This window comes from Vagococcus lutrae, from assembly GCF_003987555.1.
Taxonomy (GTDB): Bacteria; Bacillota; Bacilli; order Lactobacillales; family Vagococcaceae; genus Vagococcus_A; species Vagococcus_A lutrae.
The window spans coordinates 1-26,211 of record NZ_NGJW01000012.1; the positions used below are offsets into that span (position 1 = coordinate 1).

Genomic DNA, 26,211 nt, shown 5'->3' on the forward strand with positions numbered 1-26,211 from the left:
CGTTCACCACACATGTTTGTTGTCCTTTTACCATTTCGTAAGAAATGTCAGATGTGATTAAATTTGGCTCTATGATTCGTAGTAATTTTTTGATATCATTAGACATGAGCATATCGCCTCCCGTTTGGTTTTTTGTCGTAAATTAATCATATAGGAGAACGGTATGCTTTTTAATACCTAAAATTAAAAAAATTAAAAAAAGGGCTGATGAATCATTTATTTGATTCATCAGTCCTTTAAATTATAGAGCCGATTAAAAAAAGCTGACCTATATAGGTCAGCTTTTTATGATAGTAACGATTTAACGATTTGATTGACTTGATTGCCATCCGCTTTACCTTTGACTTTGGGCATTAGAATTCCCATCAATTTTCCAAACTCTTTCATTGATGTGATATTCGCTTCCTTCATCGTTTTCTCAATCATCTCAGTTAATTCTTCCTCAGATAATTGTTCTGGTAAGTAACGTTCGACAATGGAAAGCTCATGATGACCTTTTTCTACTAAATCATCTCTTCCCGCTGCTTCAAATTCTTTTAAAGAATCGCGACGTTGTTTCGCTTCTTTAATGACAATTGCAAGTTCTTCCTCTTCCGTTAATTCACGTCCAGATTCAATCCCTGCATTTTGAATAGCAGCTTTCATTAAGCGTAACACGCCTAATGTCTCTTTATCTTTCTCACGCATCGCTTGTTTAATATCATTATTTAAAATGGCTAATAAAGTCATCTTAATCAGCTCCGTTTTGGAAAATTAGAATTTCTTACGTTTTCTAGCTGCTTCTGATTTCTTTTTACGCTTTACGCTTGGCTTTTCGTAATATTCACGTTTACGGTATTCTTGCAATGTACCAGTTTTTGAAACGGAACGTTTGAAGCGACGAAGAGCGTCATCAAGAGATTCATTTTTCTTAACTACTGTTTTTGACATGTAAATTCCCTCCCCCCGAGCTTAAAAAGTAACCGTTTTTCAATAACATCCAAAAGACACTAAAAAACTGTCCTTCTGATATTATAACGAATGACAATTTTTTCGTCAACTTTTTCTCTAAATTTTCTCTTTTTTCATACAATTCGCACATTTCCCAAATATCTCAAAACGATGCCCTTCAATTTCAACATCTTTTAATTGCTCTTCGAAAAAAGTCATGGGACACATCTCGAGCGCTTGTGTGGCACCGCAATAAGTACAGATGAAATGATGATGATGAACGTGACCGTGTCCGCAGTGAAAGCGATATTTTTTCTCACCATCAAACTCTGTTTCTTCTAAAATATTCAATTCACTAAAATCGCTTAAGTTACGATAAATGGTATCATAACTAATTCCTGCATACTTCGCAGACATAAAATCATAGACTTCTTTTGGTGCAATATACTTATCTTCTTTTTCTAAAAAAGATAAAATTTCTTCTCGTCTTTTCGTATATTTATAGCCAGATTCTTTTAAAATCTCTAACGCTTGATTAATTCTTTTTTCACTCATTTTTATCAGTCCTTTACTTTTCAAATATATGCTATAATAATCTATAAGGAAAATCAAGAAGGGACGTCCTATATGACAGATAAATGTTATTATATTTATATTATTTCAGACTCTGCCGGTGAAACGGCCTCTAAACTCGCTCAAGCTGCCATGTCACAATATGCTACTGTCAATGTCGCATTAGTAAGAAAAACCTTTGTATCTGAAAAGAAAGATTTAGTCGAGGCGTTAGAACGAGCAAAAGCTTGCAACGCGATTATCATTCACACGATGATTTCCCCTGAGTTTGTGCAATTTGCCAATCAGTATTGTCAAGAAAATGACTTGTTTTGTATGGATATTTTATCACCCGTCGTTAACGAACTCTCTAAACGTTCTGGTATCGACCCAACTCGCTTACCTGGAGCCATGCATTCACTGAATCAAGAATATTTCAATCGTATTGCTGCAATGGAATTTGCGGTAAAATATGATGACGGAAAAGACCCGAAAGGCTTTTTGGAAGCGGATATTGTTTTACTTGGAGTCTCACGTACGTCAAAAACACCGCTCAGTTTATTTTTAGCAAATAAAAACCTTAAAGTGGCGAACTTACCTTTAATTCCTCAAGCTCATATCCCAAAAGAGCTTTGGGAAGTCAACCCTAAAAAAATCGTTGGACTAACCAACAATCCGGAAATCTTAAATAAAATTAGACAGGAACGCATGAAAGCATACGGTTTAAATCCAAATACTGCCTACTCTGATATTAATAAGATTAATGAAGAACTTGCTTTCGCCAACAAACTTTATGAAAAACTAGGCTGTTTAGTGATTAATGTCGCAGATTTATCTATTGAAGAAACAGCTTCTATTATTTTACAAGAGCTAAACTTAGAAGAATATACTTATCATGGTTAAAAATCAAAACGGTGCTGACACTTCTTTCCGATAGACGTCAGCACCGCTTTTTTTATTTTTTTAAAAGAAATTCAATAAATCTATTTTTGTTAAAGCAGCTTTTTCACTTTCATTAAAAAAGTATTTAATTCTTCCTTGCTCCAACACTAACAATTTATTACCGTAAGTTAACGCGTCTTCCATTTTGTGCGTAATCATTAAGGCGGTTAAGTTTTTTTCTTTTACTTTTTCTGCTGTTAAATGCATCAGACGGTCCGCTGTTTTAGGGTCCAGCGCCGCTGTATGCTCATCTAGTAGCAATAAAGACGGATTGCCTAATGTCGCCATAATTAAGCTCAGTGACTGTCTCTGACCGCCTGACAAGGCTCCTGTTGGCTGTAAAAGATGCTTTTCTAGTCCATTACCCAATTCCTTCGTTAAGTCTTCAAAATAAGGAAGAGAGGCCTCTAATCGACGAGGTAATAATCGTCGTTTCTCGCCACGTTTCATTGCTAGTAATAGATTTTCAGCGACGGTCATTCTTGGGGCTGTTCCTAACTTCGGATCTTGAAACACTCGTGCAATCACACGTGCACGTCGTTCTTCTTTCATCATAGTGACATCGGTTCCGTTCACTTCTATATAACCAGATGAAGGAAGCATCGTCCCTGATATAAGATTAAATAACGTCGACTTACCCGCGCCATTCCCTCCGAGTACGGTCACAAAATCGCCTTGATTAAGTGATAAATCTAACTGTTTGATTAACTCTCGCTCTTCTTGATTGCCTGTGATTATTTTTTTTGATAATTGTTCAATACGCAGTACTTCCTTCATGATACTCGCTCCTTTTTAGGCATTTTCATTTGACCTTTTAATCTCGGTAAAATTAGACATCCTGCTAAAATGAGAGATGAAAATATTTTCAAGTAACTGGTGTCGACACCCAACTTTATGACAACTAAAATTAATAATTGATAGACGACACTTCCAACGACGATGGCAATTAATCGCTCGAGTAGTAGCAATTCACCAAAAAGAACCTCCCCTATAATAATCGAGGATAATCCTATAACAATAATACCTATCCCTTTGTTAATATCTGCATTGCCGTCATTTTGAGCAACTAAGGAACCGGACAATGCGATAATCCCGTTTGATACCGACAGCCCTAATAACTTCATGCGGTCAGTCGAAATCCCTAAAGAACGTGCCATGACCTCATTATCACCTGTTGCAATATAACTCTGCCCTAACGACGTATGTAAAAAATAGATTAAACCCACAACTAACAACACACACGTTAGGATTCCGATAATTAACGTATCGTAATGCGCTGGCAACCAAGAAAACGTCACATAAGCATTCAAACGCTTTTGATTTAATAACGTTAAATTCGACCGCTTCATCACATATAACATAACCGAGTTCAATCCTGTCATCACTAAAATTCCCGATAAAACAACAGGTATTTTCCCTTTCGTATAAAGTAGACCCGTCACTAACCCTGCCAGCATACCAGCTAACATCCCCGCGATGGTTGCCAATATAGGTGAAACTTGATGAGTTAAAAGCGTCACTGTGACCGCCCCGCCTAATGGAAAAGAACCTTCCGCCGTCATATCGGGGAAATTTAAAATTCGATATGTCATAAAAATACCTAAACCTAGAATCCCTAGCAAAAATCCTTGTCCTAATGTGACTGTTAACATCATTTCATCATCATCTCCACTTCTTTTGGTACAGTGATTCCTAAACTGTCCAGTTGTTCTTCATTCACAATTAAATCGCCTTCTGAAAAGACATAGATTGGCATATCACCTGGGTTTTTGTTTTTCAAGATGATATCAGCCGCCATGCGTCCCGTTTGTACGCCTAAATCTGTTTGATTAATACCAATTGTGGCCACGCCACCTTCTTCTACCATCGAAGCAACAGAAGGGATAATCGGAACGTGCGCTTGGGTCGCAATTTGAGCGACCGCGGACATGTTATTAGCAATAGTATTATCTGTAGGAATATACAATGTATCGATTTCTCGCACCATATTTGAAACGATGCTATTGATTTCATTACTAGAAGGAACGACATAGCGTTTCGTTGTCAAACCTCGCTCTTTAGCGGCTGCTTCCGCACGCTCTGCTTGGACGATGGCATTGTCTTCTGCCGACGAAATCAGTATCCCTACGCGTTGAGTCGCGGGTAATAATAACTTTAACAAATCAAACTGTGCTTCTATGGGAGACTGATCACTTACACCTGTAATATTGCCGCCAGGATGTTCATTACTTGAGACTAAGCCTGCATTTTCAGGGTCGGTAATCGCTCCAAGTACAATGGGAATCTCTTGCGTTGCATTCGCCAACGCTTGAGCAGCAGGTGTCGCAATACCTATTAAAACATCTGGTTTTTCACTAATTAATTGTTGTGACATCATATTTAACTTGCTTTGATCTCCTTGACCATTTTGGAAAACAACCTTTAAATTCTTCCCTTCCTCTAATCCCTGTTCTTTTAAACCAGTTAAAATCCCTTGATAGATTTCATCTAGCGAAGGATGACTAATATATTGCAAAACCCCGACTGTCATGCTGTTGCTACGATTTTCTTGTTGCTTCTCAACCGTCATCGTTATGATCGGATAAAGAATCATTAAACCAATTATCATTAAGCTTATTTTAAGTTTACGTGAATACATTATCTTACGTCCTCTCTTGGATTATGTTTTTTTGAATAAAAAAAGACAACTCCCCTATACAGGAAGTTGTCAAAAAGTGCGACAAAAAATCCTGCATAAACACTATGGTCTATGCAGGACTGCTCTTTTAAAACCCGCATAGATACAAATTAGAGAGCTCTCTAAAGTTGTATCTATGCTCCTATTTGGAAACATACATACAACTATCTACGCCAGTTTTGCCACGCCATATTCAATTCTGGTAACGCACGTGTCTTCGTTTGATAGTCTTTCATGTTGTCTCCTCCGTTCTTCTTATTTCATTAAGTGTATCACTATCTGATTATTTGTCAATATCCTTAAGGTCGATTGGTCAAACTTTCAAGATAATCTACAAAATACATCTCGATTTCTGTCTTATCCTTAAATTTAACTCGCTTTGTTTCTTTGTGATTCGTATATTGAATCAACGTAATATCCGCTTGTAACTGGTAATCTTTTTTTACTTCTTTTTTATCATAAAATATAGGATAAACATATAAAACCGTTGGAAAGAGCTTTAATTGATCTGGGTCAGTTAAAACAGATTCTAGCTCAGGAACAAACGGCGAGGCTGGATCATAAATGAGAACTGTCACCTCATTTTTCTCTTGAATGAGTGTGGCTAGACCATCTTGGGGGACTCGTTTTATCTCATCACCATTGTAGAAACTATTAGCGACAACCGAAGCAATTTGCTTTTCACGAATACGATGATTAATCTTCGGCAAGGTTAGTACACTTATTAGTAATAGTACAACTAGTGTCAACCCAGATAATATCATTAGTTTATGTGTTTTTGTTAAGCGACTTAATTGATGTTCGAGTTGCTCGATTCCAAACTTTTTTTGTTGTTTTTCTTCTTCCATAAATAGACTCCTTAACGTTTCTAATAATAGTATATCATTCTTAATCTAAAAAGAAATAGCTTTTATTGCCATTGGACATTTTAAGCTTTTCACGGTATATTAGACACAGTTTATAGCCCAAAAGGAGGGATTATATGTCATTTGACGGTTATTTTACACATGCTATGGTTATGGAACTTAACCAAGCTTTAAGTGGTGGTCGTTTATCTAAAATTCACCAACCTTATGATAATGAAGTCGTTTTAGTCATCCGACATCAAGGTAAAAATCATCGTCTACTATTATCTTCTCACCCCTCATACGGACGGATTCAGCTAACTGAGATACCTTACGAAAATCCGGCAACACCGCCTAACTTTTGTATGACATTACGTAAGCATTTAGAAAATGGGATTATTGAAAAAATAGAACAAATTCAAAATGACCGCATTGTCCAAATTAGCTTTACCAAACGTAATGAGTTAGGAGATTTAGAAGACTTACGACTCATAATAGAAATCATGGGTCGTCATAGTAATATTATTTTAATCAATCAAGAAAGTCAAAAAATTATCGATTGCATTAAGCATGTTGGCTCTTCTCAAAATAGCTATCGTTTGTTGTTGCCTGGAGCTCTTTATCGCCAACCGCCACAACAAGCGAAAAAAAATCCATGGGAAATTGACGATGTCTCTTTATTTCACCTGTTAAATGCTGAAGAACTTTCCGCTGTTTACTTGCAAGAAACGTTTCAAGGACTTAGCTTCTTAACAGCTCAAGAGCTCACCTATCGTTTGTCTTCAATGCCAAATGATAAGATGAAAGCATGGCATGACTTTTTTATCACGTCATTAGACGCTTACCAACCAGCTCACTATCTCATAGACAATAAAGAATACTTTACTGCCATTCGCTATTATTCTTTACAGAAAGAACCGACTATTTATGACACTTTAAGTGCTTTGTTAGACGTTTATTATCAGGATAAAGCAAACCGCGACCGCGTCAAACAACAATCACAAGCGTTAGAAAAAAGATTGACGAATGATATCAAACGATTACGTAAAAAGCTAAAAAGTCTAAATAAAGACATGCAAGCGACGCATAAAAAAGAAGAGATGCAGCGAAAAGGCGAGTTGTTGACCACTTATTTACACCTTGTTCAACCGGGAATGAGTGAACTTGAAGTCACTGACTACTACACAAACGAGCCACTCGTTATTTCACTCAATCCACAACGTACGCCGGCTGAAAATGCCCAGTCTTACTTTAAACGTTATAATAAGTATAAAACAGGGGCCGTCGAGATTGCTAAACAACTTGAAGCTACTCAACAAGAAATCGATTATATCGAAAGCGTTCTTTCTCAATTAGAACTCGCACAGCCGCAAGATGTCCCATTGATTAAAGAAGAGTTAATCGAAAGTGGCTATCTCAAACGAAAAAAAGAAAAAGGCAAGCCGAAAAAATTGCCACGTTTTATCGAATTAACTGCTACCGATGGCACGCCTATTTTAATCGGACGTAACAATCTACAAAATGATGAACTGACAACTAAGGTCGCTCATAAAAATCATATTTGGCTGCATGCTAAGGATATTCCCGGTTCGCATGTCATTATTAAAGACAGCAATCCAAGTGACCAGACGTTAAGTGAAGCTGCTTCTCTTGCCGCTTATCACTCTAAATACCGGCTTTCCAATAACGTTCCAGTCGACTATGTTCAAGTGAAACATGTCAAGAAACCCAAAGGCGCTAAACCCGGTTTTGTCATATATGAAAATCAAAAAACACTTTATGTCACACCGAAAAGTCATATTTAAATAAAAAAGCTCTTGCAGATGCAAGAGCTTTTAATAATATTTTTCAACTTTTTTATTCACAAAAATCGCATTGACTAATGACATAATTAAAGCAATGAGAAACGCTGCACCAAAACTTGAAAAAGCAAAATGCTGTTTTCCTATCAAGGCGGATGTCATAGTTAGCATCATCCCATTTATAACTAAGCTAAATAATCCAAATGTTAAAATCGTAATTGGTAGGCTGAAAAAATGTAGCACAGGCTTCACTAATGTATTCAAAATAGATAGAACGAAACTAGCCATTAGTGCCACAAAAACACTGTCAACATACATCATATTTGGAAACATATAAGCTAATGCTACTAGCGTTAATGTATTAATCAATAAACGCTGCCAATAAGTCATTAAAAATCACTCCACTCATCTTCGTCATCATCTACTTTTGTTGCTTGCTTACGCTCATTACCCGGTCTGCGATTCATCCCGTCACCGTAGTAATTACCATAATAATTTTTTCTTGTTTGATGTTGGGCAGGTTGAGATGGAACAATAATCGCCAATAAGATGTATAAAAAGAAGCCAGGAAATCCTGCAGTAAAGAAACTTAATGCGAGATACACAATACGGACAATCGTTGGATCAATTCCGAAAAACTCACCAATTCCCCCTAAAACACCACTCACAACAATATTTGAATTTGACTTTGTTAATTTTTTCTTCATACGACTCTCCTCCTATATTAACGTATATCCGCTACGCTTGTCTACTCTTTACTAGTCGGCATCCTTTAGTAAAACATTACCTGTCGTTGTTGATAATTTGATGTAGACCGTATCTTCCGGATGATATCTTCTAAATTGTAACATACGATTCGTTTTTTCAGTTTTTTCACGAATCACTTCAAACTCTGATAAACGATTTTTAATGGCACCTAGACTTGTTTTAGCTAAGCCTTCTATGCCTTGCGTTTGAGGTAAAGCCACTTTGATATCACCATTGACCACTTTTGCATCTAAGTTTTTCATTGAATCATCCACCGCCGTCACGCGAATATCGCCGTTAACATTTCCAACAGAAATATTTTGTAACGCGGCTTTTAGAATAAAATCCCCATTCACTGATGTGCCAATAAAATCTAACACAGAGGCATTTTTAACAGTAACATCGCCATTGACACCTTCTGCTTCTAACATCGTAGCCGTAAACCCATCAATCATTAAATCACCGTTTGTACTCTTTAGGTACGTGTCTTTAGCCTCTAAATCAAACACATTAATATCGCCATTTAAGATTTTAGCTGACACATGATCGTAACTACGTGCTGGTAAATAAAAGATTAACTCCGCTTTAATCCGCTTATTAGGAATTTGAAAAGAAATACGCTCTTCATCTACTTCAATTTCACTTCTTTCAAGAAATGCTTCAAATGGCGTATCTGCTTCCATTTTACCATATAGTTTAATCTGACTGACAACTTTTATATCCTCTGAATCCCATTGACGAAACTCAATAAGACCGTTAGCAACTTTTACATCAATAATACTTGCCGAACATGCTGGATAATAAAACTCATGCTCAAATGTACTCATCGCCATGCCGGGCACTTTAATATTAACATCTTTCCAGTCAACATGATCATTAACCGTATTCGTTACCGTCTTCATTGTTTCTTTCATTAATTTGCTAAATTGATTGCCTGCTTGGTTCATTTTCTTACCGAACTTTTCGCCTGCTTTTTCCATTTTATCACCTAAATCGGTCAGCGTTTGTTCCCAGTCGTCTGGTAATTGAAAACGCATGTCCTCTTCTTCGTGTAGTTCACGTTTAGATGTTTTGACTTCTTTTAGACGCGCCTCTAACTCTAGGACTTCTTCTTCCATAGCGACACGTTGTTTCTTCAACTCGCCTAGCTTCGTTTCATAATGAACGCGCTCTTCTCTTTTTTCAGGCGCTAACTCATCTAATTCTTCTAAAGTGTTGATAATCATTATTTGTTCTTCCAACATATTGATTTCACTTGTCACATCTTCTATCTCAGCATTTACCACATCAAGCTTTGAAGAGGTTTGATTTAACTCCGTTGCTAAATCGTCTAACAATTGCTCTAGCTTTGCTTGCTCTTCATTTTCTTCTTTGCTAACTTCATCGGACTCTTCTGTTTGCTTATTCAAATGATGTTGTTTGACATCTGACGCTTCCTGTTCAATAATACTTTCATCTTTTGCAATAGCCATATTTTCAAGTAATACTAATGCTTCATCTGTTGTAATTACACCTTTTTTGACTAATTCTAATACGCGATCTCGTTCTTTCATCTTGATAGCCTCCTTAGCTAAACTTTCCTTCGATCAGCTTGTATCTCTATTATGCCTTTTTTTATCACACCTGTCATAGGTCTTGAGATGGATTTCTCTATCAATGCCAAGTCGCAATTCTAATTAAAAAAGCGAACCGTAATATACGGCTCGCTTTTCATACTATTTTTCTAAATCGATTCACGATTAGAGTTTAATTCATATATTTTTCCAGTTTTTAAGTAAACAATCCATTCACAGATATTGGTTACATAGTCACCAATACGCTCTAGATAACCTGCTACTTGCAAATAGTCGGTGCCTCCAATAACTGTTTGAGGGTTCTCTTGCATTTCCTTAATTGACATGTCATAAATCTCATGGAAGTAGCGATTAACAACGTTATCTCGATTCGCAATTTCTTTCGCTTTTTCAGCATCTTCTTCTATATAAGCCTTCAAGACATCATCCATCATCTCTTTGACAGCGTCACTCATCTCAGATATTTTTTCCTCTACTTCTAAAATACGTGCATTTCCTTTTACCCTAATAGTAGATTTAGAAATCGAAACCGCATGGTCGCCAATACGTTCTAAATCAGAGATAGCTTTCATGACCGTGACGATAATCCGTAGGTCAGTGGTAACAGGTTGTTGTAAAGCAATCATTTCCAAGCTTTTCTTTTCTAGTTTTAATTCTAATTCATTAATATCGCTATCTTCTTCAATCACAGATACAGCCATTTCTTTATCATGCTTGATAAAAGCCTTCACTGACTTATAGACAGCGGCACTGACCATTTTCCCCATTTCATGAAATTGTAAATGGAGCTTGTGTAAATCCTCTTCAAATTGTGAACGTAACATCGCATTCAACCCTTTCTAGTCTTTATTAACCAAACTTTCCACTAATATAATCTTCTGTTTCTTGACGATCTGGCGTTAAGAATATTTTCTTCGTTTTGTTATATTCAATTAAATCGCCATTTAAGAAAAATGCTGTTTTATCTGATATTCTGGAAGCCTGTTGCATATTATGGGTGACCATAATCATCGTGTACTTATCTTTTAATTCAAATAACATATTCTCAATTTTACCACTTGATACTGGGTCTAGCGCACTGGTTGGCTCATCTAGTAATATCACTTCTGGTTTTACCGCTAGAACGCGCGCGATACAGACACGCTGTTGTTGTCCACCAGAAAGCGCCAAAGCACTTTTATCCAGTTTATCTTTTACATCATCCCAGACTGCCGCTGCTCGTAAACTTTCCTCGACAATTTGGTCTAGCTCTTGTTTCGGGGGTGTGTTTTCTAAACGTAAACCATAAACGACATTCTCATAGACGGAAAAAGGAAAAGGATTCGGTTGTTGAAAAACCATTCCGATTTTTTTTCTCAAGTTAACAGTATCCGTCTTGGGACTGTATATATTTTCTCCTTTAAACATGACGTTTCCAGTAATCGTGACATCTGGTATCAAGTCATTCATGCGGTTAAGCGTCCGTAAAAAAGTGGACTTGCCACAACCAGAAGGACCAATTAACGCCGTGATTTCACCTTGCGTAAAGGACATATTGATTCCTTTTAGTGCTTCTTTTTTACCATAATACAAATGCAAATCTTTCGACTCTAACATGTCTTTCCTCCTTAACCGAAGTGTCCTGATACATAATCTTCTGTCGCTTTAATCTTCGGACGGGTAAAGATTTTCTTCGTCCGATCATATTCAATAACATTTCCTAAATAGAAGAAAGCCGTATAATCACTAATACGTGCCGCCTGTTGCATGTTATGGGTCACAATAATAATCGTATAATCTTCTTTTAAGTTAATCAGTGTTTCTTCCACTTTACTTGTCGAAATGGGGTCTAATGCACTTGCCGGTTCATCTAGTAATAGAATATCTGGTTTCATTGCAATCGCACGTGCGATACATAGACGTTGTTGTTGCCCGCCTGATAAGGCATGCGCACTTTTATTTAAGTTATCTTTTACTTGATCCCACAAAGCTGCTTGTTTTAGACTTGTTTCAACAATTTCATCGAGATAGTGTTTATCTTTTTCACCATGTTGTTTTAAAGCAAATGTAATATTGTCATAGATAGACTTACTAAACGGATTTGGTCGCTGAAAAACCATCCCGATATGTTTTCTCATTTCATAAACGTCGACTTTCGATGAGTTAATATCTGTATGTTGATACATAATTTTACCCGTTACTTTAGTATTGGCAATTTCATCGTTCATTCGATTTAACGAACGTAGATATGTTGATTTTCCACAACCTGAAGGGCCGATAAGTGACGTAATTTTGTTTTTTTCAAATTCAAGGGAGACCCCTTTTATCGCTTCATTCTGACCATACCAGACATGAATATCATCTGTACTAATCGCGATTTCTTTATCTTGTAAGGACACCACATGACGCGATGTCAAATCATAATTTTCCATGAATTTACTCCTTTATGCCGATGTTATCCGTTTATGGATTCGTTTTCCAATGAAGCGTGCCAAAATATTAAATAGTAAGACGGCGATAATTAAGACTGCTGACGCACCGGCAGATACTTGTGGTCCGTCGGGCATATTCCCTTCACTGTTGACTTTCCAGATATGTACCGCTAACGTTTCTGCTTGGCGGAAGATATTGAGCGGACTTGAAATGCTTAATGGATTCCAATTAGTAAAATCTAAGGCTGGAGCACTTTGACCGGCTGTATAGATTAAAGCAGCTGCTTCCCCGAAAATACGTCCTGCACCTAAAATTACCCCTGTTAAAATGCCGGGTAAAGCTTCAGGAACAACAACACGTAATACCGTCTCCCAACGTGATAACCCTAATGCAAGACCAGCTTCACGTTGCGTAAAGTGAACGGCGTTTAGTGATTCTTCTACATTTCGTGTTAGCAAAGGTAAGTTGAAAAACGTTAAGGCTAATGCACCTGAAATAATCGAAAAGCCCATCTCTGCTTTCACAACAAATACTAGAAAGCCGAATAAACCAACGACAACTGACGGAAGTGAGCTTAAAATTTCAATGGACGTACGAATGACATCCGTAAACCAATTTTTACGGGCATATTCAGCCAAATAGATACCTGCCCCTAATGAAATAGGGATACTAATTAACATGGTAATAATCAACAGATAGAACGAGTTAAATAACTGAATCCCAATACCACCACCTGCTTGAAACGATTTAGCTGGCGTTGTTAAAAATTCCCATGAAATATGAGGAACTCCTCTAAATAAAATATATCCGATTAAACTGGCAAGAATCAGCACTATCAAACCGGAAACGGCATATAAAATACCTGTCCAAATTTTATCGACTTTTTTTGGATTCATTATTTGAAGGCTCCTTTCTTACCAATCAATCGAATGACAATATTAAAGAATAATGACATCAGTAATAATAACAAAGCTAGCGACCACAGTACGTTATTTTCCAACGTTCCCATAATCGTATTACCAATTCCCATTGTTAAAATACTTGTCAAAGTTGAAGCCGGACTTGTTAAATCTTGAGGCATGATTGCCGCATTACCAATAACCATTTGTACTGCTAGTGCTTCACCAAAAGCACGCGCCATTCCAAATACAACAGCTGTTAAGACCCCTGGAACAGCCGATCTTAAGACTACTTTATAAATCGTTTGCCATCTCGTTGCACCAAGTGCTAAAGAGGCTTCGCGATAATGTCTAGGAACAGCATTTAACGCATCAACTGTCATAGACGTAACGGTTGGTAAAATCATAACAAACAGAACAAAAGTCCCAGCTAAGATACCAAAACCACTACCGCCAAATGTATTACGTACAGCTGGCACGATAACAGTTAAGCCTACGAAACCATAGACAACTGAAGGTATCCCTACTAATAACTCGATAACAGGTTGCAAGATTTTCTTTCCTAATGTAGGAGAAATCTCGGTCATAAAGACAGCCGCTCCTATAGCAAACGGAGTCGCGACAATTGCGGATAGCAAGGTAACTAAAAATGACCCCATTATCATCGGCAGTGCGCCAACGAGTGGCTCCCCATTTTCCCCGACATTTCCAGGACTCCATGTTGTACCAAACAAAAAGTCAAACAGGTTGACGCCATCTTTAAAGAAAGTAGCTAGACCTTTACTGGCGACAAAATAAAAAATAGCGGCAACGACAACGACTATAAATAAAATACAAAGAAAACTAATGAATTTACCAATCTGCTCTAATTTGGCCTTTTTAGATTTTTTTTGTAACTGTTGCTGGATGTTCTCCAAAACAACTCCTCCTCATCTACATACATTTTAACGCGCATTAATCTCTGTGATGTTCCCCGCTGCATCACGTTCCACTTTCATCTCGGTCACTGGAATGTAGCCTAACTGTGGCACCATCTCTTTTTGAATATGATCCGACAACATATAATCTAGATATTCTTTTGTTAAGCCTTTTGGCTCGCCTAATGTGTACATGTGTTCATACGACCAAATTTTCCACTTGTTCGTCTTCACATGTTTGTCAAGCGGCTCTACACCGTCGACCTTTAACGCTTTGACCTCATCCGTCACATAAGAAAAAGCAACGTAGCTAATAGCGCCCGGTGTTGTCGCAACAATTTGTCGAACCATCCCAGTAGATTCTTGCTCTTGAGCAAGTTTTGATACTTCCCCATCTAAAACCCACTGTTCAAACGTATGTCGCGTACCACTTCCGCTTGCACGGTTGATTAAAACGATTGGCAAATCAGCCCCACCTAATTCTGACCAATTCGTAATTTTTCCTGTAAAGATATTTTTTAACTCCGTCATTGAAAGATTACTTAAGGATACTTCTTTATTAACAATCGGTGTAATGCCGACGACTGCTACTTTGTGATCGACCAGTTCGTCTGTTTTTAATCCTGATTTTTCTTCCGCAAACAAATCTGAATTCCCTATTTCAACCGCACCAGCTTGGACTTGACTCAGACCGGTACCACTTCCGCCACCTTGGACGTTGATAAATTTCCCTACATGTTCACTACTAAATTCTTCGCCTGCAGCAGCAGCTAAAGGTTGCATTGCTGAAGACCCAACGGCAGTGATTGATTCCCCATTATCGACTAAATCCCCACATCCAGTTAATAATGTTGACATGAGTATTACACTTGCCATACTTAAGATTTTTTTCACCGAAAAATCCTCCCTTATTTTCACAAGAATTACGTCTAAAAAAACCTAATTCTCTTTATTAAACATATAGGTTAGACTCAAAAAAATCAAGTCTTTTTCCTTGAATTTACAGTTTTTCAACTCTATTTACAGAAATCACTCTTTCATTCTTTTTTCACAAAAAAAACAGCCTATAAAAAACGGATTTTCTCCTCTTTTTATAGACTGCAAAACAAAGCATATTAAATTTTTAAGAAACGACGCATAGACATGATAGACCCGATTGAGCCAATTACCACTCCAATGACTCCCATTAAGATATTCATTCCTAAAACTAAGTCCTGAGCGGGTATCAGTGAAAACGATTGACTGAGTAAAATTTTACTTACAATCGAACTGACTTCTGGATAACCAAACGTCATCATAAGCATAGGAATAACAGCTCCTAAAAGGCCAATCCAAGCACCTTCTAAGAAGAATGGCCAACGAATAAATCCGTTCTTTGCTCCAACTAATTTCATAATCTGAATTTCGCGTTTTCTTGAAATGATAGTAATTCTGATTGTATTTGAGATTAGGAAAATAGCGACAAATATTAGCAAGGCTGTCGCAACAAGTCCCCATGTACGGATCCCTTTTGAGATTTTAAAAATCTTATCAGATGAAAGTCCGCCATAGTCGGCTTTATAAACGGCTGGTAACTTTTCAGCAATTTTTTGAACTTTTTTCGTGTCTTCTGGTTCTTTGGTACTGACAATAAACACGTCGTACAATGGATTGTCATCTTCATCAAATAATTTCCAAGAATCTCCATACTTTTCAATCAAGTTATTCAACTGCTCTTCTCGACCGGAAAATTTAACTTTTTCCACACTTGGAATTTTTTCTAATTCCGTTTTAAGTTGATCCATTTCCTCTTTTTCAGTGCCGTAATCAATGAATACTGAGATATCCACGGTTGATTCGATATCTTTAGCTATCTTTGCTACGTTTAAAATCACTGAAAGGAAAATACCAACTAAAATCAACGTCACCGTCACGGCACTCACAGAGGCTAACGTCATCCAACCATTACGTTTTAAACTTTTTAGGCTTTCACCTAGATGGCGGAAAAATGTTTTAATCATTATATCCATACTCTCCTTCCGCTTGGTCTCGAATAATTCGTCCATGCTCAATCGCAATCACGCGATGACGGATAGTATTCACAATCGTACTATTATGTGTGGCCATTACAACAGTTGTCCCTTGTGTATTGATTTTATCTAACAATTTCATAATTTCCCATGAGTTTTCTGGGTCTAAGTTTCCAGTTGGCTCATCTGCAATCAAAACTTTGGGCGTGTTAACGATAGCACGGGCAATTGCCACACGTTGCTGCTCTCCACCAGATAATTCGGCTGGGAAAACACGGACTTTGTGTTTTAAGCCAACAAGCTCTAATACTTCCATAACTCGACGTTTGATTTCACGTGGTCGTTTACCGATAACTTCCATCGCATACGCTACATTTTCATAAACTGTTTTTTGATATAAAAGTTTATAGTCTTGGAACACAATCCCTACTTCTCTTCTTAAAAGAGGGGTTTGTTTATTTTTAATTTTTAGCAAGTCATAGCCGCAAACATTTAAATAACCTTTTGTTGCTTTTTCTTCACGATACATCAATTTTATAAAGGTTGACTTCCCTGCACCACTTGGGCCAACAACGTAGACAAACTCGCCTTGGTCAATCGTGATACTAATATTACGAAGAGCCGTTGTGCCATTTGGATACTTCTTCGTAACGTTTTCCATTTCTATCATTAAGCATTCTCCTACCTTTTTTTGCAATACGCTACGCCTTATTATAACATTAGATGTGCGAAATATATCTTACATTACATTACAATTATATTTCAAAGATTATGATAATTGTTGACGTAGGTAGGCATCCATAAATTTATCTAAATCTCCATCCATAACAGATTGAACGTCACCGACTTCATAGTTTGTCCGGTGATCTTTAACCATAGAGTAAGGATGAAACACGTAAGAACGAATTTGTGAACTCCAACCAATCTCTTTTGTTTCACCACGAATTTCTGATGCTATCTCCGCCTTCTTATCCATTTCTAATTGATACAATTTCGCTTTTAACGTCGCCATCGCTTGTTCTCTATTTTGTAACTGAGAACGCTGAGCTTGACTAGCAACGACAATTCCGGTTGGTAAATGGGTAATCCGTACGGCAGATTCTGTTTTATTGACGTGCTGACCACCAGCACCACTCGCGCGATAGGTATCCACCTTTAAATCATCTGGTTTAATTTCTACCTCTACATCGTCCGTCAACTCTGGCATAACATTGATTGAACAAAAGGACGTATGGCGACGATTAGCTGTATCAAAAGGAGAAAGTCTGACGAGACGATGTACACCCGTCTCTGATTTTAAATAACCATACGCATTGTGTCCTTTAATTTGCAGCGTCACACTTTTTATGCCTGCTTCTTCTCCATCGTGATAATCTAAGTAGGTCACATCAAATCCTTTACTCGCACACCAACGCGTATACATTCTAAGTAACATCGAACCCCAGTCTTGAGATTCCGTTCCACCTGCCCCTGGATGTATTTCCATAATGGCATTGTTAGCGTCATAAGGTTCACTTAACAATTGTTCCAATTCGTACTGATTCATTTCCTCTTGATAAGTGGCTAAAGATTCTGTCAACTCTTTTTCAAGTTCCTCGTCAGGCTCTTCCACTACCATTTCATAAAGAACCATTAGCTCTTCCAAGTCTGTCGCAATCTTTTGAAATGATTGGAAACGAGCTTTAACATCGTTTAATTCTGATATAACCGTTTGTGCTTTTTGATTGTCATCCCAAAAATCCGCTTCGGTCATTTGATATTCTAAATTTGCAATGCGCTCTTCCATCTCTTCTAAGTCAAAGAGACCCCCTAAAGTCACTCACTTGTTGTTGATTTCTTTCTAATTGTTGTCTGATTTCACTTAATTCCATTTTTTCACTCCTAAAAATAAGCAAGGACTGGATTACTCCAGCCCTCGCTCGATTTGTTTTAGACTGGCTTACCATGACAGTTTTTATATTTCTTACCACTGCCACATGGACATAAGTCATTACGACCAACTTTTTCAACTCGAATAGGTTGTTGTTTTTCTGACCCTTTTACACCGTCAGCTGATTGCTCAGTCAGGTGAACGGCATCGCCTTGTGCGACTTGTTCACGTTGCACGTTTTGACGAATCTGAGCCTTCATGAATAGACGTGTTACGTCATAGTCAATCATAGCAACCATCGCATTAAACATTTCATATCCTTCTTGTTGATATTCAACAAGTGGGTTATTTTGTCCGTATGCTCGTAAACCAATAGATTCACGTAATTGATCCATCGCATCAATATGGTCAGTCCATTTTGTATCTACCACACGTAAGATTACAACTTTTTGAAATTCTAAGAGTTGCTCTGGTCCATTTAAATGTGTGATTTTCTCTTGATACAATTCTTTTGTTTTATCCATTAATAAGGTTTCGATTTCTTCACGTGTCTTACCTGTTAACTCTTCAACAGATAACGCATTTTCGGGTAATAAACAAGCATGAGCAAAATCGACTATACCTTCTAAATTCCAATCTTTTGTTTCTTCTAATTGTGTATGGTCTGCAACATTACGATGAATTGTGCGTTCCATCATACTCATTAACACTGGGGTTAAATCTTCTTCGGCACTAATGATTTGGTAACGTTGACCGTATATCACTTCACGTTGTTCACGCATAACGTCATCGTACTGTAAGATGTTTTTACGTGTATCATAGTTATTCCCTTCGACACGACGCTGTGCCCCTTCGACTTGTTTCGATAACATCTTACTTTGAATGACTGCATCTTCTTCTTCAACTTTCATCTTCTCTAACAACGCTTTAACACGATCAGAACCAAAACGACGCATTAAATCATCTTCTAATGATAAGTAGAATTGCGTGACACCTGGGTCTCCTTGACGACCTGAACGTCCACGTAACTGGTTGTCAATACGACGAGACTCATGACGCTCTGTACCAATTACAGCAAGTCCGCCTAATTCAACAACACCAAAGCCTAGTTTAATATCGGTACCACGACCAGCCATGTTAGTCGCAATCGTAACCGCTCCCTTTTGACCAGCGTTCAAAATAATTTCTGCCTCTTTAAAGTGATTTTTAGCGTTCAACACTTCATGTGGGATTTTTTCTTTATTTAATAGTTGTGACAAGTATTCCGATGTTTCAACAGCTACTGTCCCGACTAACACTGGTTGACCTTTACGGTGACGTTCTTTAATATCCGCCACTACTGCTTTAAATTTGCTTTCCATTGTTGGATATAATAAATCCGGTCGGTCATCACGTTGGATTGGACGGTTGGTAGGAATCTGAATAACTTCCATGTTGTAGATTTCACGAAACTCTTCTTCTTCTGTTTTCGCTGTCCCCGTCATCCCCGCTAACTTTTTATACATTCTAAAGTAGTTCTGGAATGTGATATTAGCCATTGTTTTTGTTTCATCTTCAATTTCTACGCCTTCTTTGGCTTCAATCGCTTGATGTAAGCCGTCAGAATAACGTCGCCCATCCATAATACGACCAGTAAATTGGTCAACAATCATGACTTTTCCTTCTTGAACAACATAGTCAATGTCGCGCAGCATGATATAGTTGGCACGCAACGCATTGTCTAAATGGTGTGTTAAAGCTGTGTTATCCACATCATACAAGTTTTCTAAACCAAATGTTTCTTCAGCTTTTGAAATACCTTGCTCGGTAAGGGCAATTGTTTTTGATTGGACATCAATTTTATAGTCCTCTTCTTCAGTTAGACGTTTAATAAACGAATCAGCGCGGTTATACAACGCTGTCGATTTTTCAGCCTGACCTGAAATAATCAACGGTGTTCTCGCTTCATCAATTAAAATCGAGTCAACTTCATCGACTACCGCAAAGTTTAACGGGCGTTGAACCATTTGTTCTTTATAAACAACCATGTTATCACGGAGATAGTCGAACCCTAGTTCATTATTCGTGCTGTATGTGATATCACAAGCATAAGCTGCTCGTTTTTCATCTGTTGAACGTGAGTTTAAGTTTAATCCTACGCTTAAGCCTAAGAAGTTATACAGCTCTCCCATCTCGCTAGCATCACGAGTTGCCAAATATTCGTTTACTGTGACAACGTGAACGCCTTCGCCACTAATCGCATTTAAATAAACGGGCATCGTCGCTGTCAATGTTTTACCTTCACCCGTTTTCATTTCTGAGATATTTCCGTCGTGTAAAACAACGCCCCCCATCATTTGGACGCGATATGGGTATAATCCTAAAACTCGACGTGCTGCTTCTCTAACCGTCGCAAATGCTTCTGGTAAAAGCTCGTCTAGTGTTTCCCCTTTTTGATATCTTTCTTTAAATTCATTAGTTTTATCTTTTAATTGATCATCAGTTAATTGTTCCATTGCGGTTGCGTATGATTCAATTTGATCCGCTATTTTTTCCAAACGTTTTAATTCACGCTTGTCGCTTTCGATGATTTTCTTTAGAAAATTCATGTTCACAGTCTTTCCTTTCTATTTAACTTAGCTAAAATAATTATTTTATCTAATTGGTATAATACATTCTCTGGCAGAATGCTCTATCTGTTTTATTCTAGCATTTTTAAACTTAAAATGGAATAGTTTTATATTTATCATAGCTGTATCATAACAAAAGAGAAGCAAAATGAATGAGCCCATCCATTTTGCTTCTCTTTTATGTATCATGCAGAATCTTAATCTGTTTCAATTAAACCATATTTACCATCTTTACGTGCGTACACAATGCTAATGCCATTTGTTTCCGCATCTTCAAAGATAAAGAAATTATGTCCTAACATGTTCATCTGTAAAACAGCTTCTTCACTGTCCATTGGTTTTAAAGAAAGTCGTTTAGTACGAACAATTTCCAATTCATTTTCTTTTTCAGCTGGTTCTTCTTTAGGCTCTAAGAATAGATTAGCAACCTCTTCTTTTGAAACCTCACGCTGTTTACGATTAATTCTTGTTTTAAATTTTCTAATTTGTCGTTCTAGTTTATCTACGACAAGGTCAATACTTGCATATAAATCATGAGATGTTTCTTCTGCTCTCAATACTAAATAGGGTAATGGAATAGTCACTTCCACCTTAGCATTTTTATCTGAGTATACTTTTAAGTTGACGTGAGCTGTTGCATCTCCTGCACGCTCGTCATCGAAAAATCGTTCTAACTTTGAAACTCTTTTTTCAACGTAATTTCGAATCGCCTCTGTAACCTCAATGTTCTCTCCACGGATATTAAATCTTAGCATAGCATATTACCCCTTTCGTCTACCAATTGAAGAAACCGTAAAACCACTTAGTGTTTCTTCTTACTTCTATTATATCAAAAATAGAAAAAAATACAATTTTTCACGTCTATTTATCGAAATTTATAATAAGACTATCTAAAAATAGTAAACCCTTCCAACTTTGTAATACCAACTTGTGAAAAAACATCCAAGGCATGGTACATCGTACTACCTGTTGTATAAATATCATCGACTATCATCAATTTATTTGTTTTTATACATACCTCTTTGTTCAACTGAAAGGGCTGTACCATTTCAATACGCTCCGTCCGTTTTCTTTGAGACTGACGAAGTGTGTCTTGACTTTTTGTCAAAGCGACGTGATAAGGTATCAAGGCTGACTCTAACATGGCGGTCACTTGATTAAATCCTCTTTCTTCTAAACGTTTAGTCGAGACGGGAATGGGCACAAATATATAATCGGAATGTTTTGTATAAAATGCGTGTAACATTTTAGAAAATGTCGTTCGAAAACGATAGTCACGTAAAAATTTATAACGATGCAACCACTCCTTAGCGATTTGATTATAATAAAATAACGCGTGATGTTGGTAAGTTATATTAGGATATTTTGCTGCCCACTGTTGACACTCTCCACATACATCTAATTCATGAGATGTGAGTTTTTTTAAACATGTTTGACAATGAGCAGTCTTTACATCGCTTATTGATTCAAATTGCAAGTAACAGTTTGGACAGATTGTTTCTTTGAATAGTGGCTGAAATGACAACAGTGACGTTAAAGAAAGAGCAGGCTGATAGTCACGCTGACATAATAAACACTTCATTTATTTAATTCTTCCCATCGGTTCATTTTTTTAATCTCTTGTCGAGCCTTTCTTATAGCTCTAGTTTGTTGGTCGTGAAAAAAATAGACATTTCCAGTTGGATAGTCAGCATGGCGTCCCACTCTCCCTGCTATCTGAACTAATGATGCTGTGTTAAAGACCGAATGATTAGCCCCAACCACCAAAACGTCTATATCACGAAAGGTCACACCTCTTTCTAAAATAGTAGTCGTAATCAACCAATCACAACGCGCTTCACGCATTGCCATGGTCTTATCATACCGTTCTGGGTCACGCGAATGTGCTACCATAATACGCACTTGCTTAAAGTATTTAATTAAAAGTTGGTATAACTTTTCAGCTAACAAAACACTTGGCATAAAAATTAACATACGTCGTTGATTACTCATAGCTTTTTGCAAAATAACATACAAATTGGTGGGCATTTTCCCATCATTAAGACGCTCTGACCACTTCCAAGACCAAACTAACTGAGGCTCTGGCAATGGATTACCATGATATCGTTTTGACAAAACTAGACGTTCTATTTTCCCTGTCTTCTCGGCTAGTAATAATTGACGGCTAGGTGTCGCTGTTAAAATAACATATACACCTCCCTTTGCTAAAGCCTGCTTAGCCCCATAAGCTAACATCTTATTTCCTTTAAATGGGAAAGCGTCAACTTCGTCTATAATTAATAAATCAAAATGATGATAAAATCGTAACAATTGATGCGTCGTACAAATAACAAATGATGTATAATAATCAGGCTTTTCAGCTTTTCCATATAATAACGTCAATTCTTTTTTAGGAAAAGCTTGCTGAAGTCGTGGATGTAACTCCAAACAGACATCTACTCTTGGACTAGCCAAACCAATTCGCCACCCTTTTTCCAAAGCATAGGCCAATGCTTCAAATAACATTTCCGTCTTACCAGCTCCTGTTACAGCATGGATTAACGTGTGCTTTTTTACTTCAACATTGTCACGTAATTTTTTTGATACAATTGCTTGACGGGAAGATAACTGGCCGTTCCATTGTAAGGCATTCTTTAACGGTTTAACCATTTGAGTAGGTAAGTAATAAAATTGCTCATGACTTGTCACACAACCGAGCGTTAAACAGGCTGAGCAGTAATAATAAGTAAATAACTCATTCTGTACTTCTACCTCTTTTTTATTAAAACAACTACCGCAGCGCAAACATTGTATCTTATCTTTTGATAATTCTCTCATACAAGGTAGACGTTGTACTTCTTCCGTGACGTCACATTTTCCCTTAGGTAATTCCGATGCTAGCAATCTTCTACCACGCAATATTTCCATATCATCACCTCTCTATTAATAGATACGCTTTTATGAAAGCGTCGTTTGGCTATTTTGATAAAATAAACTATAATAGAGTGAAAGAAAGGATGACTAACATGAAGGAGAATTTTTCATTTCAATCCCACAGCGAAAACACACGTATTCAAGGTTATAAATGGCTTCCTACTGATAAAAAACCCAAACTTGTCGTTCAATTAATTCACGGTATGGCTGAATATGCGGAAAGGTATGAACCGTTCGCTCAATTTCTAACAGAAAATCATATGGCTCTTTATGCACATGATCATCTCGGACACGGTCGTTCCGTCAATAGCATGGACGAATTGGTTTTTTTCCATGAAAAAAAAGCAAAAGATATTTTAATAGAAGACGCACATCTTGTGACAAAACATGTTAAACACGACTACCCTGAAATTCCTGTCGTCGTACTTGGTCACAGCATGGGATCATTTGTCTTACGCAATTACCTGAAAAAATATTCAACTGAAATTGACGGCGCTATTATAATGGGAACAGCTGGCTACAAAAGTGAGCTAGGGGTGGGGTTGAAATTAGCCCAATTACTCGCGCGTCTATTCCCTAAAAAACGCAATAAACAACTCGATGATTTGGCATTTGGGTCATTTAGCGACTATTTTTCCGACCATTACTCATCCTTCGATTGGCTTAGTAAAAACCAAGAAAATGTCAAAAAATATTTACAAGATGACTACACAGGGTTTACTTTTACCAACAATGGTTTTCATACCCTGTTTGATTTAATGAATGACGCGACTCAAACAGATTGGGCAAAAACGCTTCATCCAGATCTAAGTGTACTTGTTATTAGTGGCGAGCAGGACCCTGTCGGTGATTTTGGTAAAGGGCCACGTTCTGTTGCTAAAGAATTATCACATGCTGGTATAAAAGACGTTACCTTACATCTCTATGCGAACTTACGACACGAGATTCTCAACGAAAAAGAAAATCAAATGGTCATGGATGATATTTACGAATGGCTTTACGTCCGTTTTTTACACGATACTCACCATGAACATCATCACCACACATAAAAACACCTCGCCCATGAGTTAAAAGTCTCATGGACGAGGTGTTTTTATGATTATATCATAGCTGAAACTACTGATATTTTTAGTTTTTTCATGACGTTTAAAAGTTCTGAAGGGCGGTCAAAAAATTCTACGAGAGCTACATCTGCTTCGCGATGGACTAGACGTGTCATACGGTCTTGTTTATTTAAACAATTCCCCTCGCCTAAAACTTCATGTTGCATGCCGTCATGCAATAAAATACGTAATTTTCGTGAGGCTAGTAGTTTTACTTTATGAACGTGTTTTAAATCTAATTCACGTTTAACAGTCCCATCCTCTTTTAAATAATGAACGGACCGCGTACTGCGGACTTGCCCTTGCATAATTCCCTCTCGGGTCGCTTCTATTTCACCAGTGTGAGCATAAACAATTTGACTCGCTGTACGCTCTTCTCCATCTTCTGTTTTTATCATAACAGGAAAAAGTAAGTAAGGATCCATTTCAATCTTCACTTGTTTCACATCTTTTTCATCAATAATAGTCCCATCATTTAAGATAAATTGACCATTTTCATAAACATTATAATTATTCATTTTCACACCTCTTTCAATAATTAGTCATTTTACTCTCTTAACCGTCAACAGACAATCTAATCATAAAAAAACTTACCTTTTTTAATCATTTTTTAAATATTTTTTAATGTGAACTAAATAACAATATTGTCTACTATTTCATTATCTCATATCGAGTAAATATTGCAATCGTATTCATGACTTGCCAGCTTCCTGATAAACAAGCTATACTAAAAGAAAGGAGTGAGTCATCATCGATCAAACATATTTAACTGTCAAAGAAAATGGCACACACGAAATTGAAATAAAAAAATCCCGTTTTATTGCAACTGTGGCACGTATTTCTTCCGAAGATGAAGCAAAAGAAATCATACAAGCCGTTCGCAAAGAGCATTGGAAAGCGACTCACAACTGCGTCGCTTATACGCTAGGCAATCATCAAGAAATCCAACGAAGTCAAGACGACGGCGAACCAAGCGGAACCGCTGGTGTCCCAATGTTAGAAGTGTTAAAACAACGTGAACTAATTAACACACTTGTCGTTGTCACACGCTACTTTGGTGGCACGAAGCTCGGTGCTGGCGGATTGATTCGTGCTTATAGCAGTGCTGTGAGCGAAGCGATTGATGCTATCGGCATGGTGAAAGGTGTTTTACAACAAGCACTTTTTGTTACGGTGGATTATGCAAGCCACGGTAAGCTCGAGCACTTTCTCTCACTACATCCTGAATACTATTTAGCCGACACACAGTTTACAGACACTGTAACGCTTCAATTAATGATTGATGAACCAGATGTCGAACAAGCCATTGAGGATTTAAATAATTTATTAAATGGTACGGCTACTTTTAAAAAAGGGGAGACATCTTACGTCGAACTTCCCTATACCTTACCTAAATAAAAAAACTTCCCA

The 26,211-nt window shown here is 37.4% G+C and carries 28 protein-coding genes; 4 read left to right on the forward strand and 24 right to left on the reverse strand.

The window, feature by feature from the left end:
• Positions 1-285: 285 nt before the first annotated feature.
• From CBF33_RS08165 to CBF33_RS08175, 3 genes are all read right to left on the reverse strand, one after another.
• Positions 286-729, reverse strand: coding sequence for a GatB/YqeY domain-containing protein (locus CBF33_RS08165; RefSeq protein ID WP_126763264.1), 444 nt, complete (start codon positions 727-729; stop codon positions 286-288).
• A gap of 24 nt (positions 730-753) precedes the next feature.
• A complete protein-coding gene (rpsU, locus tag CBF33_RS08170; RefSeq protein WP_023605663.1) occupies positions 754-930 on the reverse strand; it encodes a 30S ribosomal protein S21 in 177 nt (58 codons plus the stop codon).
• 117 nt (positions 931-1,047) lie between these two features.
• Positions 1,048-1,485 carry a Fur family transcriptional regulator gene (locus tag CBF33_RS08175; RefSeq protein WP_126763266.1) on the reverse strand — a complete coding sequence of 146 codons (438 nt, stop codon included), beginning with the start codon at positions 1,483-1,485 and terminating at the stop codon, positions 1,048-1,050.
• 72 nt (positions 1,486-1,557) lie between these two features.
• Here CBF33_RS08175 and CBF33_RS08180 point away from each other — a divergent pair, with 72 nt between their 5' ends.
• The gene (locus CBF33_RS08180; RefSeq protein WP_126763268.1) at positions 1,558-2,385 is read left to right on the forward strand and encodes a pyruvate, water dikinase regulatory protein; all 828 of its coding nucleotides are present in this window, start codon (positions 1,558-1,560) and stop codon (positions 2,383-2,385) included.
• Between the two features lie 60 nt (positions 2,386-2,445).
• Here the strand turns inward: CBF33_RS08180 and CBF33_RS08185 are convergent, their stop codons facing one another.
• The 4 genes from CBF33_RS08185 to CBF33_RS08200 form a co-directional block, all read right to left on the reverse strand.
• Positions 2,446-3,201: an ABC transporter ATP-binding protein gene (locus tag CBF33_RS08185; protein WP_126763270.1), complete on the reverse strand. Its 756-nt coding sequence runs from the start codon at positions 3,199-3,201 to the stop codon at positions 2,446-2,448.
• Positions 3,198-4,076: an ABC transporter permease gene (locus tag CBF33_RS08190; RefSeq protein WP_126763396.1), complete on the reverse strand. Its 879-nt coding sequence runs from the start codon at positions 4,074-4,076 to the stop codon at positions 3,198-3,200. The genes CBF33_RS08185 and CBF33_RS08190 overlap by 4 nt, the downstream gene beginning before the upstream one ends.
• A complete protein-coding gene (gene trpX, locus CBF33_RS08195) occupies positions 4,076-5,062 on the reverse strand; it encodes a tryptophan ABC transporter substrate-binding protein (RefSeq protein ID WP_126763272.1) in 987 nt (328 codons plus the stop codon). The genes CBF33_RS08190 and trpX overlap by 1 nt, the downstream gene beginning before the upstream one ends.
• A gap of 338 nt (positions 5,063-5,400) precedes the next feature.
• Positions 5,401-5,949: a hypothetical protein gene (locus CBF33_RS08200; protein WP_126763274.1), complete on the reverse strand. Its 549-nt coding sequence runs from the start codon at positions 5,947-5,949 to the stop codon at positions 5,401-5,403.
• 134 nt (positions 5,950-6,083) lie between these two features.
• Here CBF33_RS08200 and CBF33_RS08205 point away from each other — a divergent pair, with 134 nt between their 5' ends.
• On the forward strand, positions 6,084-7,751 hold the full coding sequence (locus tag CBF33_RS08205) for an NFACT RNA binding domain-containing protein (RefSeq protein WP_126763276.1): 1,668 nt from the start codon (positions 6,084-6,086) through the stop codon (positions 7,749-7,751).
• 30 nt (positions 7,752-7,781) lie between these two features.
• Here the strand turns inward: CBF33_RS08205 and CBF33_RS08210 are convergent, their stop codons facing one another.
• The 16 genes from CBF33_RS08210 to CBF33_RS08285 form a co-directional block, all read right to left on the reverse strand.
• Positions 7,782-8,138 carry a phage holin family protein gene (locus CBF33_RS08210; RefSeq protein ID WP_023605671.1) on the reverse strand — a complete coding sequence of 119 codons (357 nt, stop codon included), beginning with the start codon at positions 8,136-8,138 and terminating at the stop codon, positions 7,782-7,784.
• Positions 8,138-8,455, reverse strand: coding sequence for a PspC domain-containing protein (locus tag CBF33_RS08215; RefSeq protein WP_023605672.1), 318 nt, complete (start codon positions 8,453-8,455; stop codon positions 8,138-8,140). Before CBF33_RS08215 ends, CBF33_RS08210 begins: the two co-directional genes overlap by 1 nt.
• A gap of 51 nt (positions 8,456-8,506) precedes the next feature.
• A complete protein-coding gene (liaX, locus tag CBF33_RS08220) occupies positions 8,507-10,048 on the reverse strand; it encodes a daptomycin-sensing surface protein LiaX (RefSeq protein ID WP_126763279.1) in 1,542 nt (513 codons plus the stop codon).
• Positions 10,049-10,218: 170 nt separating this feature from the next.
• Positions 10,219-10,893: a phosphate signaling complex protein PhoU gene (phoU, locus tag CBF33_RS08225; protein WP_126763281.1), complete on the reverse strand. Its 675-nt coding sequence runs from the start codon at positions 10,891-10,893 to the stop codon at positions 10,219-10,221.
• Between the two features lie 25 nt (positions 10,894-10,918).
• Entirely contained in the window at positions 10,919-11,665 is a 747-nt protein-coding gene (gene pstB, locus CBF33_RS08230; RefSeq protein ID WP_126763283.1) for a phosphate ABC transporter ATP-binding protein PstB, read from the reverse strand.
• Between the two features lie 11 nt (positions 11,666-11,676).
• Entirely contained in the window at positions 11,677-12,480 is an 804-nt protein-coding gene (gene pstB, locus CBF33_RS08235; protein ID WP_023605676.1) for a phosphate ABC transporter ATP-binding protein PstB, read from the reverse strand.
• Between the two features lie 12 nt (positions 12,481-12,492).
• On the reverse strand, positions 12,493-13,377 hold the full coding sequence (gene pstA / locus CBF33_RS08240) for a phosphate ABC transporter permease PstA (protein WP_126763285.1): 885 nt from the start codon (positions 13,375-13,377) through the stop codon (positions 12,493-12,495).
• Entirely contained in the window at positions 13,377-14,297 is a 921-nt protein-coding gene (gene pstC / locus CBF33_RS08245) for a phosphate ABC transporter permease subunit PstC (protein ID WP_126763287.1), read from the reverse strand. Before pstC ends, pstA begins: the two co-directional genes overlap by 1 nt.
• A gap of 27 nt (positions 14,298-14,324) precedes the next feature.
• Positions 14,325-15,191, reverse strand: coding sequence for a phosphate ABC transporter substrate-binding protein PstS family protein (locus CBF33_RS08250; RefSeq protein WP_371871928.1), 867 nt, complete (start codon positions 15,189-15,191; stop codon positions 14,325-14,327).
• Between the two features lie 221 nt (positions 15,192-15,412).
• Positions 15,413-16,297, reverse strand: coding sequence for a permease-like cell division protein FtsX (gene ftsX / locus CBF33_RS08255; RefSeq protein WP_280530236.1), 885 nt, complete (start codon positions 16,295-16,297; stop codon positions 15,413-15,415).
• Positions 16,290-16,976 (reverse strand): cell division ATP-binding protein FtsE, encoded by a 687-nt coding sequence (gene ftsE / locus CBF33_RS08260; protein WP_126763291.1) that lies wholly within the window; start codon positions 16,974-16,976, stop codon positions 16,290-16,292. Before ftsE ends, ftsX begins: the two co-directional genes overlap by 8 nt.
• Before the next feature lie 99 nt (positions 16,977-17,075).
• A protein-coding gene (gene prfB, locus CBF33_RS08265; protein WP_126763293.1) for a peptide chain release factor 2 occupies positions 17,076-18,177 on the reverse strand; the annotation gives its coding sequence in 2 pieces (ribosomal slippage) (positions 17,076-18,104 and positions 18,106-18,177; 1,101 coding nt in all).
• Between the two features lie 58 nt (positions 18,178-18,235).
• Positions 18,236-20,764, reverse strand: a complete 2,529-nt coding sequence (gene secA / locus CBF33_RS08270; RefSeq protein ID WP_126763295.1) for a preprotein translocase subunit SecA — start codon at positions 20,762-20,764, stop codon at positions 18,236-18,238.
• A 218-nt stretch (positions 20,765-20,982) separates the two neighbouring features.
• Positions 20,983-21,540 carry a ribosome hibernation-promoting factor, HPF/YfiA family gene (gene hpf, locus CBF33_RS08275; protein WP_126763298.1) on the reverse strand — a complete coding sequence of 186 codons (558 nt, stop codon included), beginning with the start codon at positions 21,538-21,540 and terminating at the stop codon, positions 20,983-20,985.
• 131 nt (positions 21,541-21,671) lie between these two features.
• Positions 21,672-22,367 carry a ComF family protein gene (locus CBF33_RS08280; RefSeq protein ID WP_126763300.1) on the reverse strand — a complete coding sequence of 232 codons (696 nt, stop codon included), beginning with the start codon at positions 22,365-22,367 and terminating at the stop codon, positions 21,672-21,674.
• On the reverse strand, positions 22,364-23,692 hold the full coding sequence (locus tag CBF33_RS08285) for an ATP-dependent helicase ComFA (protein WP_126763302.1): 1,329 nt from the start codon (positions 23,690-23,692) through the stop codon (positions 22,364-22,366). The genes CBF33_RS08280 and CBF33_RS08285 overlap by 4 nt, the downstream gene beginning before the upstream one ends.
• A 98-nt stretch (positions 23,693-23,790) precedes the next feature.
• Here CBF33_RS08285 and CBF33_RS08290 point away from each other — a divergent pair, with 98 nt between their 5' ends.
• Positions 23,791-24,747, forward strand: a complete 957-nt coding sequence (locus CBF33_RS08290; RefSeq protein ID WP_170167776.1) for an alpha/beta fold hydrolase — start codon at positions 23,791-23,793, stop codon at positions 24,745-24,747.
• A gap of 50 nt (positions 24,748-24,797) precedes the next feature.
• Here the strand turns inward: CBF33_RS08290 and CBF33_RS08295 are convergent, their stop codons facing one another.
• The gene (locus CBF33_RS08295; protein WP_126763313.1) at positions 24,798-25,319 is read right to left on the reverse strand and encodes a hypothetical protein; all 522 of its coding nucleotides are present in this window, start codon (positions 25,317-25,319) and stop codon (positions 24,798-24,800) included.
• A 232-nt stretch (positions 25,320-25,551) separates the two neighbouring features.
• Here CBF33_RS08295 and CBF33_RS08300 point away from each other — a divergent pair, with 232 nt between their 5' ends.
• Positions 25,552-26,199, forward strand: a complete 648-nt coding sequence (locus CBF33_RS08300) for a YigZ family protein (RefSeq protein ID WP_126763315.1) — start codon at positions 25,552-25,554, stop codon at positions 26,197-26,199.
• Positions 26,200-26,211 lie beyond the last annotated feature (12 nt).

Bases quoted from the DNA above. Each gene is read 5' to 3' on its own strand.
- CBF33_RS08165 (WP_126763264.1), bottom strand. From the start codon at position 729: ATGACTTTATTAGCCATTTTAAATAATGATATTAAACAAGCGATGCGT.
- rpsU (WP_023605663.1), bottom strand. From the start codon at position 930: ATGTCAAAAACAGTAGTTAAGAAAAATGAATCTCTTGATGACGCTCTT.
- CBF33_RS08175 (WP_126763266.1), bottom strand. From the start codon at position 1,485: ATGAGTGAAAAAAGAATTAATCAAGCGTTAGAGATTTTAAAAGAATCT.
- CBF33_RS08180 (WP_126763268.1), top strand. From the start codon at position 1,558: ATGACAGATAAATGTTATTATATTTATATTATTTCAGACTCTGCCGGT.
- CBF33_RS08185 (WP_126763270.1), bottom strand. From the start codon at position 3,201: ATGAAGGAAGTACTGCGTATTGAACAATTATCAAAAAAAATAATCACA.
- CBF33_RS08190 (WP_126763396.1), bottom strand. From the start codon at position 4,076: ATGTTAACAGTCACATTAGGACAAGGATTTTTGCTAGGGATTCTAGGT.
- trpX (WP_126763272.1), bottom strand. From the start codon at position 5,062: ATGTATTCACGTAAACTTAAAATAAGCTTAATGATAATTGGTTTAATG.
- CBF33_RS08200 (WP_126763274.1), bottom strand. From the start codon at position 5,949: ATGGAAGAAGAAAAACAACAAAAAAAGTTTGGAATCGAGCAACTCGAA.
- CBF33_RS08205 (WP_126763276.1), top strand. From the start codon at position 6,084: ATGTCATTTGACGGTTATTTTACACATGCTATGGTTATGGAACTTAAC.
- CBF33_RS08210 (WP_023605671.1), bottom strand. From the start codon at position 8,138: ATGACTTATTGGCAGCGTTTATTGATTAATACATTAACGCTAGTAGCA.
- CBF33_RS08215 (WP_023605672.1), bottom strand. From the start codon at position 8,455: ATGAAGAAAAAATTAACAAAGTCAAATTCAAATATTGTTGTGAGTGGT.
- liaX (WP_126763279.1), bottom strand. From the start codon at position 10,048: ATGAAAGAACGAGATCGCGTATTAGAATTAGTCAAAAAAGGTGTAATT.
- phoU (WP_126763281.1), bottom strand. From the start codon at position 10,893: ATGTTACGTTCACAATTTGAAGAGGATTTACACAAGCTCCATTTACAA.
- pstB (WP_126763283.1), bottom strand. From the start codon at position 11,665: ATGTTAGAGTCGAAAGATTTGCATTTGTATTATGGTAAAAAAGAAGCA.
- pstB (WP_023605676.1), bottom strand. From the start codon at position 12,480: ATGGAAAATTATGATTTGACATCGCGTCATGTGGTGTCCTTACAAGAT.
- pstA (WP_126763285.1), bottom strand. From the start codon at position 13,377: ATGAATCCAAAAAAAGTCGATAAAATTTGGACAGGTATTTTATATGCC.
- ftsX (WP_280530236.1), bottom strand. From the start codon at position 16,297: ATGATTAAAACATTTTTCCGCCATCTAGGTGAAAGCCTAAAAAGTTTA.
- ftsE (WP_126763291.1), bottom strand. From the start codon at position 16,976: ATGATAGAAATGGAAAACGTTACGAAGAAGTATCCAAATGGCACAACG.
- secA (WP_126763295.1), bottom strand. From the start codon at position 20,764: ATGAATTTTCTAAAGAAAATCATCGAAAGCGACAAGCGTGAATTAAAA.
- hpf (WP_126763298.1), bottom strand. From the start codon at position 21,540: ATGCTAAGATTTAATATCCGTGGAGAGAACATTGAGGTTACAGAGGCG.
- CBF33_RS08280 (WP_126763300.1), bottom strand. From the start codon at position 22,367: ATGAAGTGTTTATTATGTCAGCGTGACTATCAGCCTGCTCTTTCTTTA.
- CBF33_RS08285 (WP_126763302.1), bottom strand. From the start codon at position 23,692: ATGGAAATATTGCGTGGTAGAAGATTGCTAGCATCGGAATTACCTAAG.
- CBF33_RS08290 (WP_170167776.1), top strand. From the start codon at position 23,791: ATGAAGGAGAATTTTTCATTTCAATCCCACAGCGAAAACACACGTATT.
- CBF33_RS08295 (WP_126763313.1), bottom strand. From the start codon at position 25,319: ATGAATAATTATAATGTTTATGAAAATGGTCAATTTATCTTAAATGAT.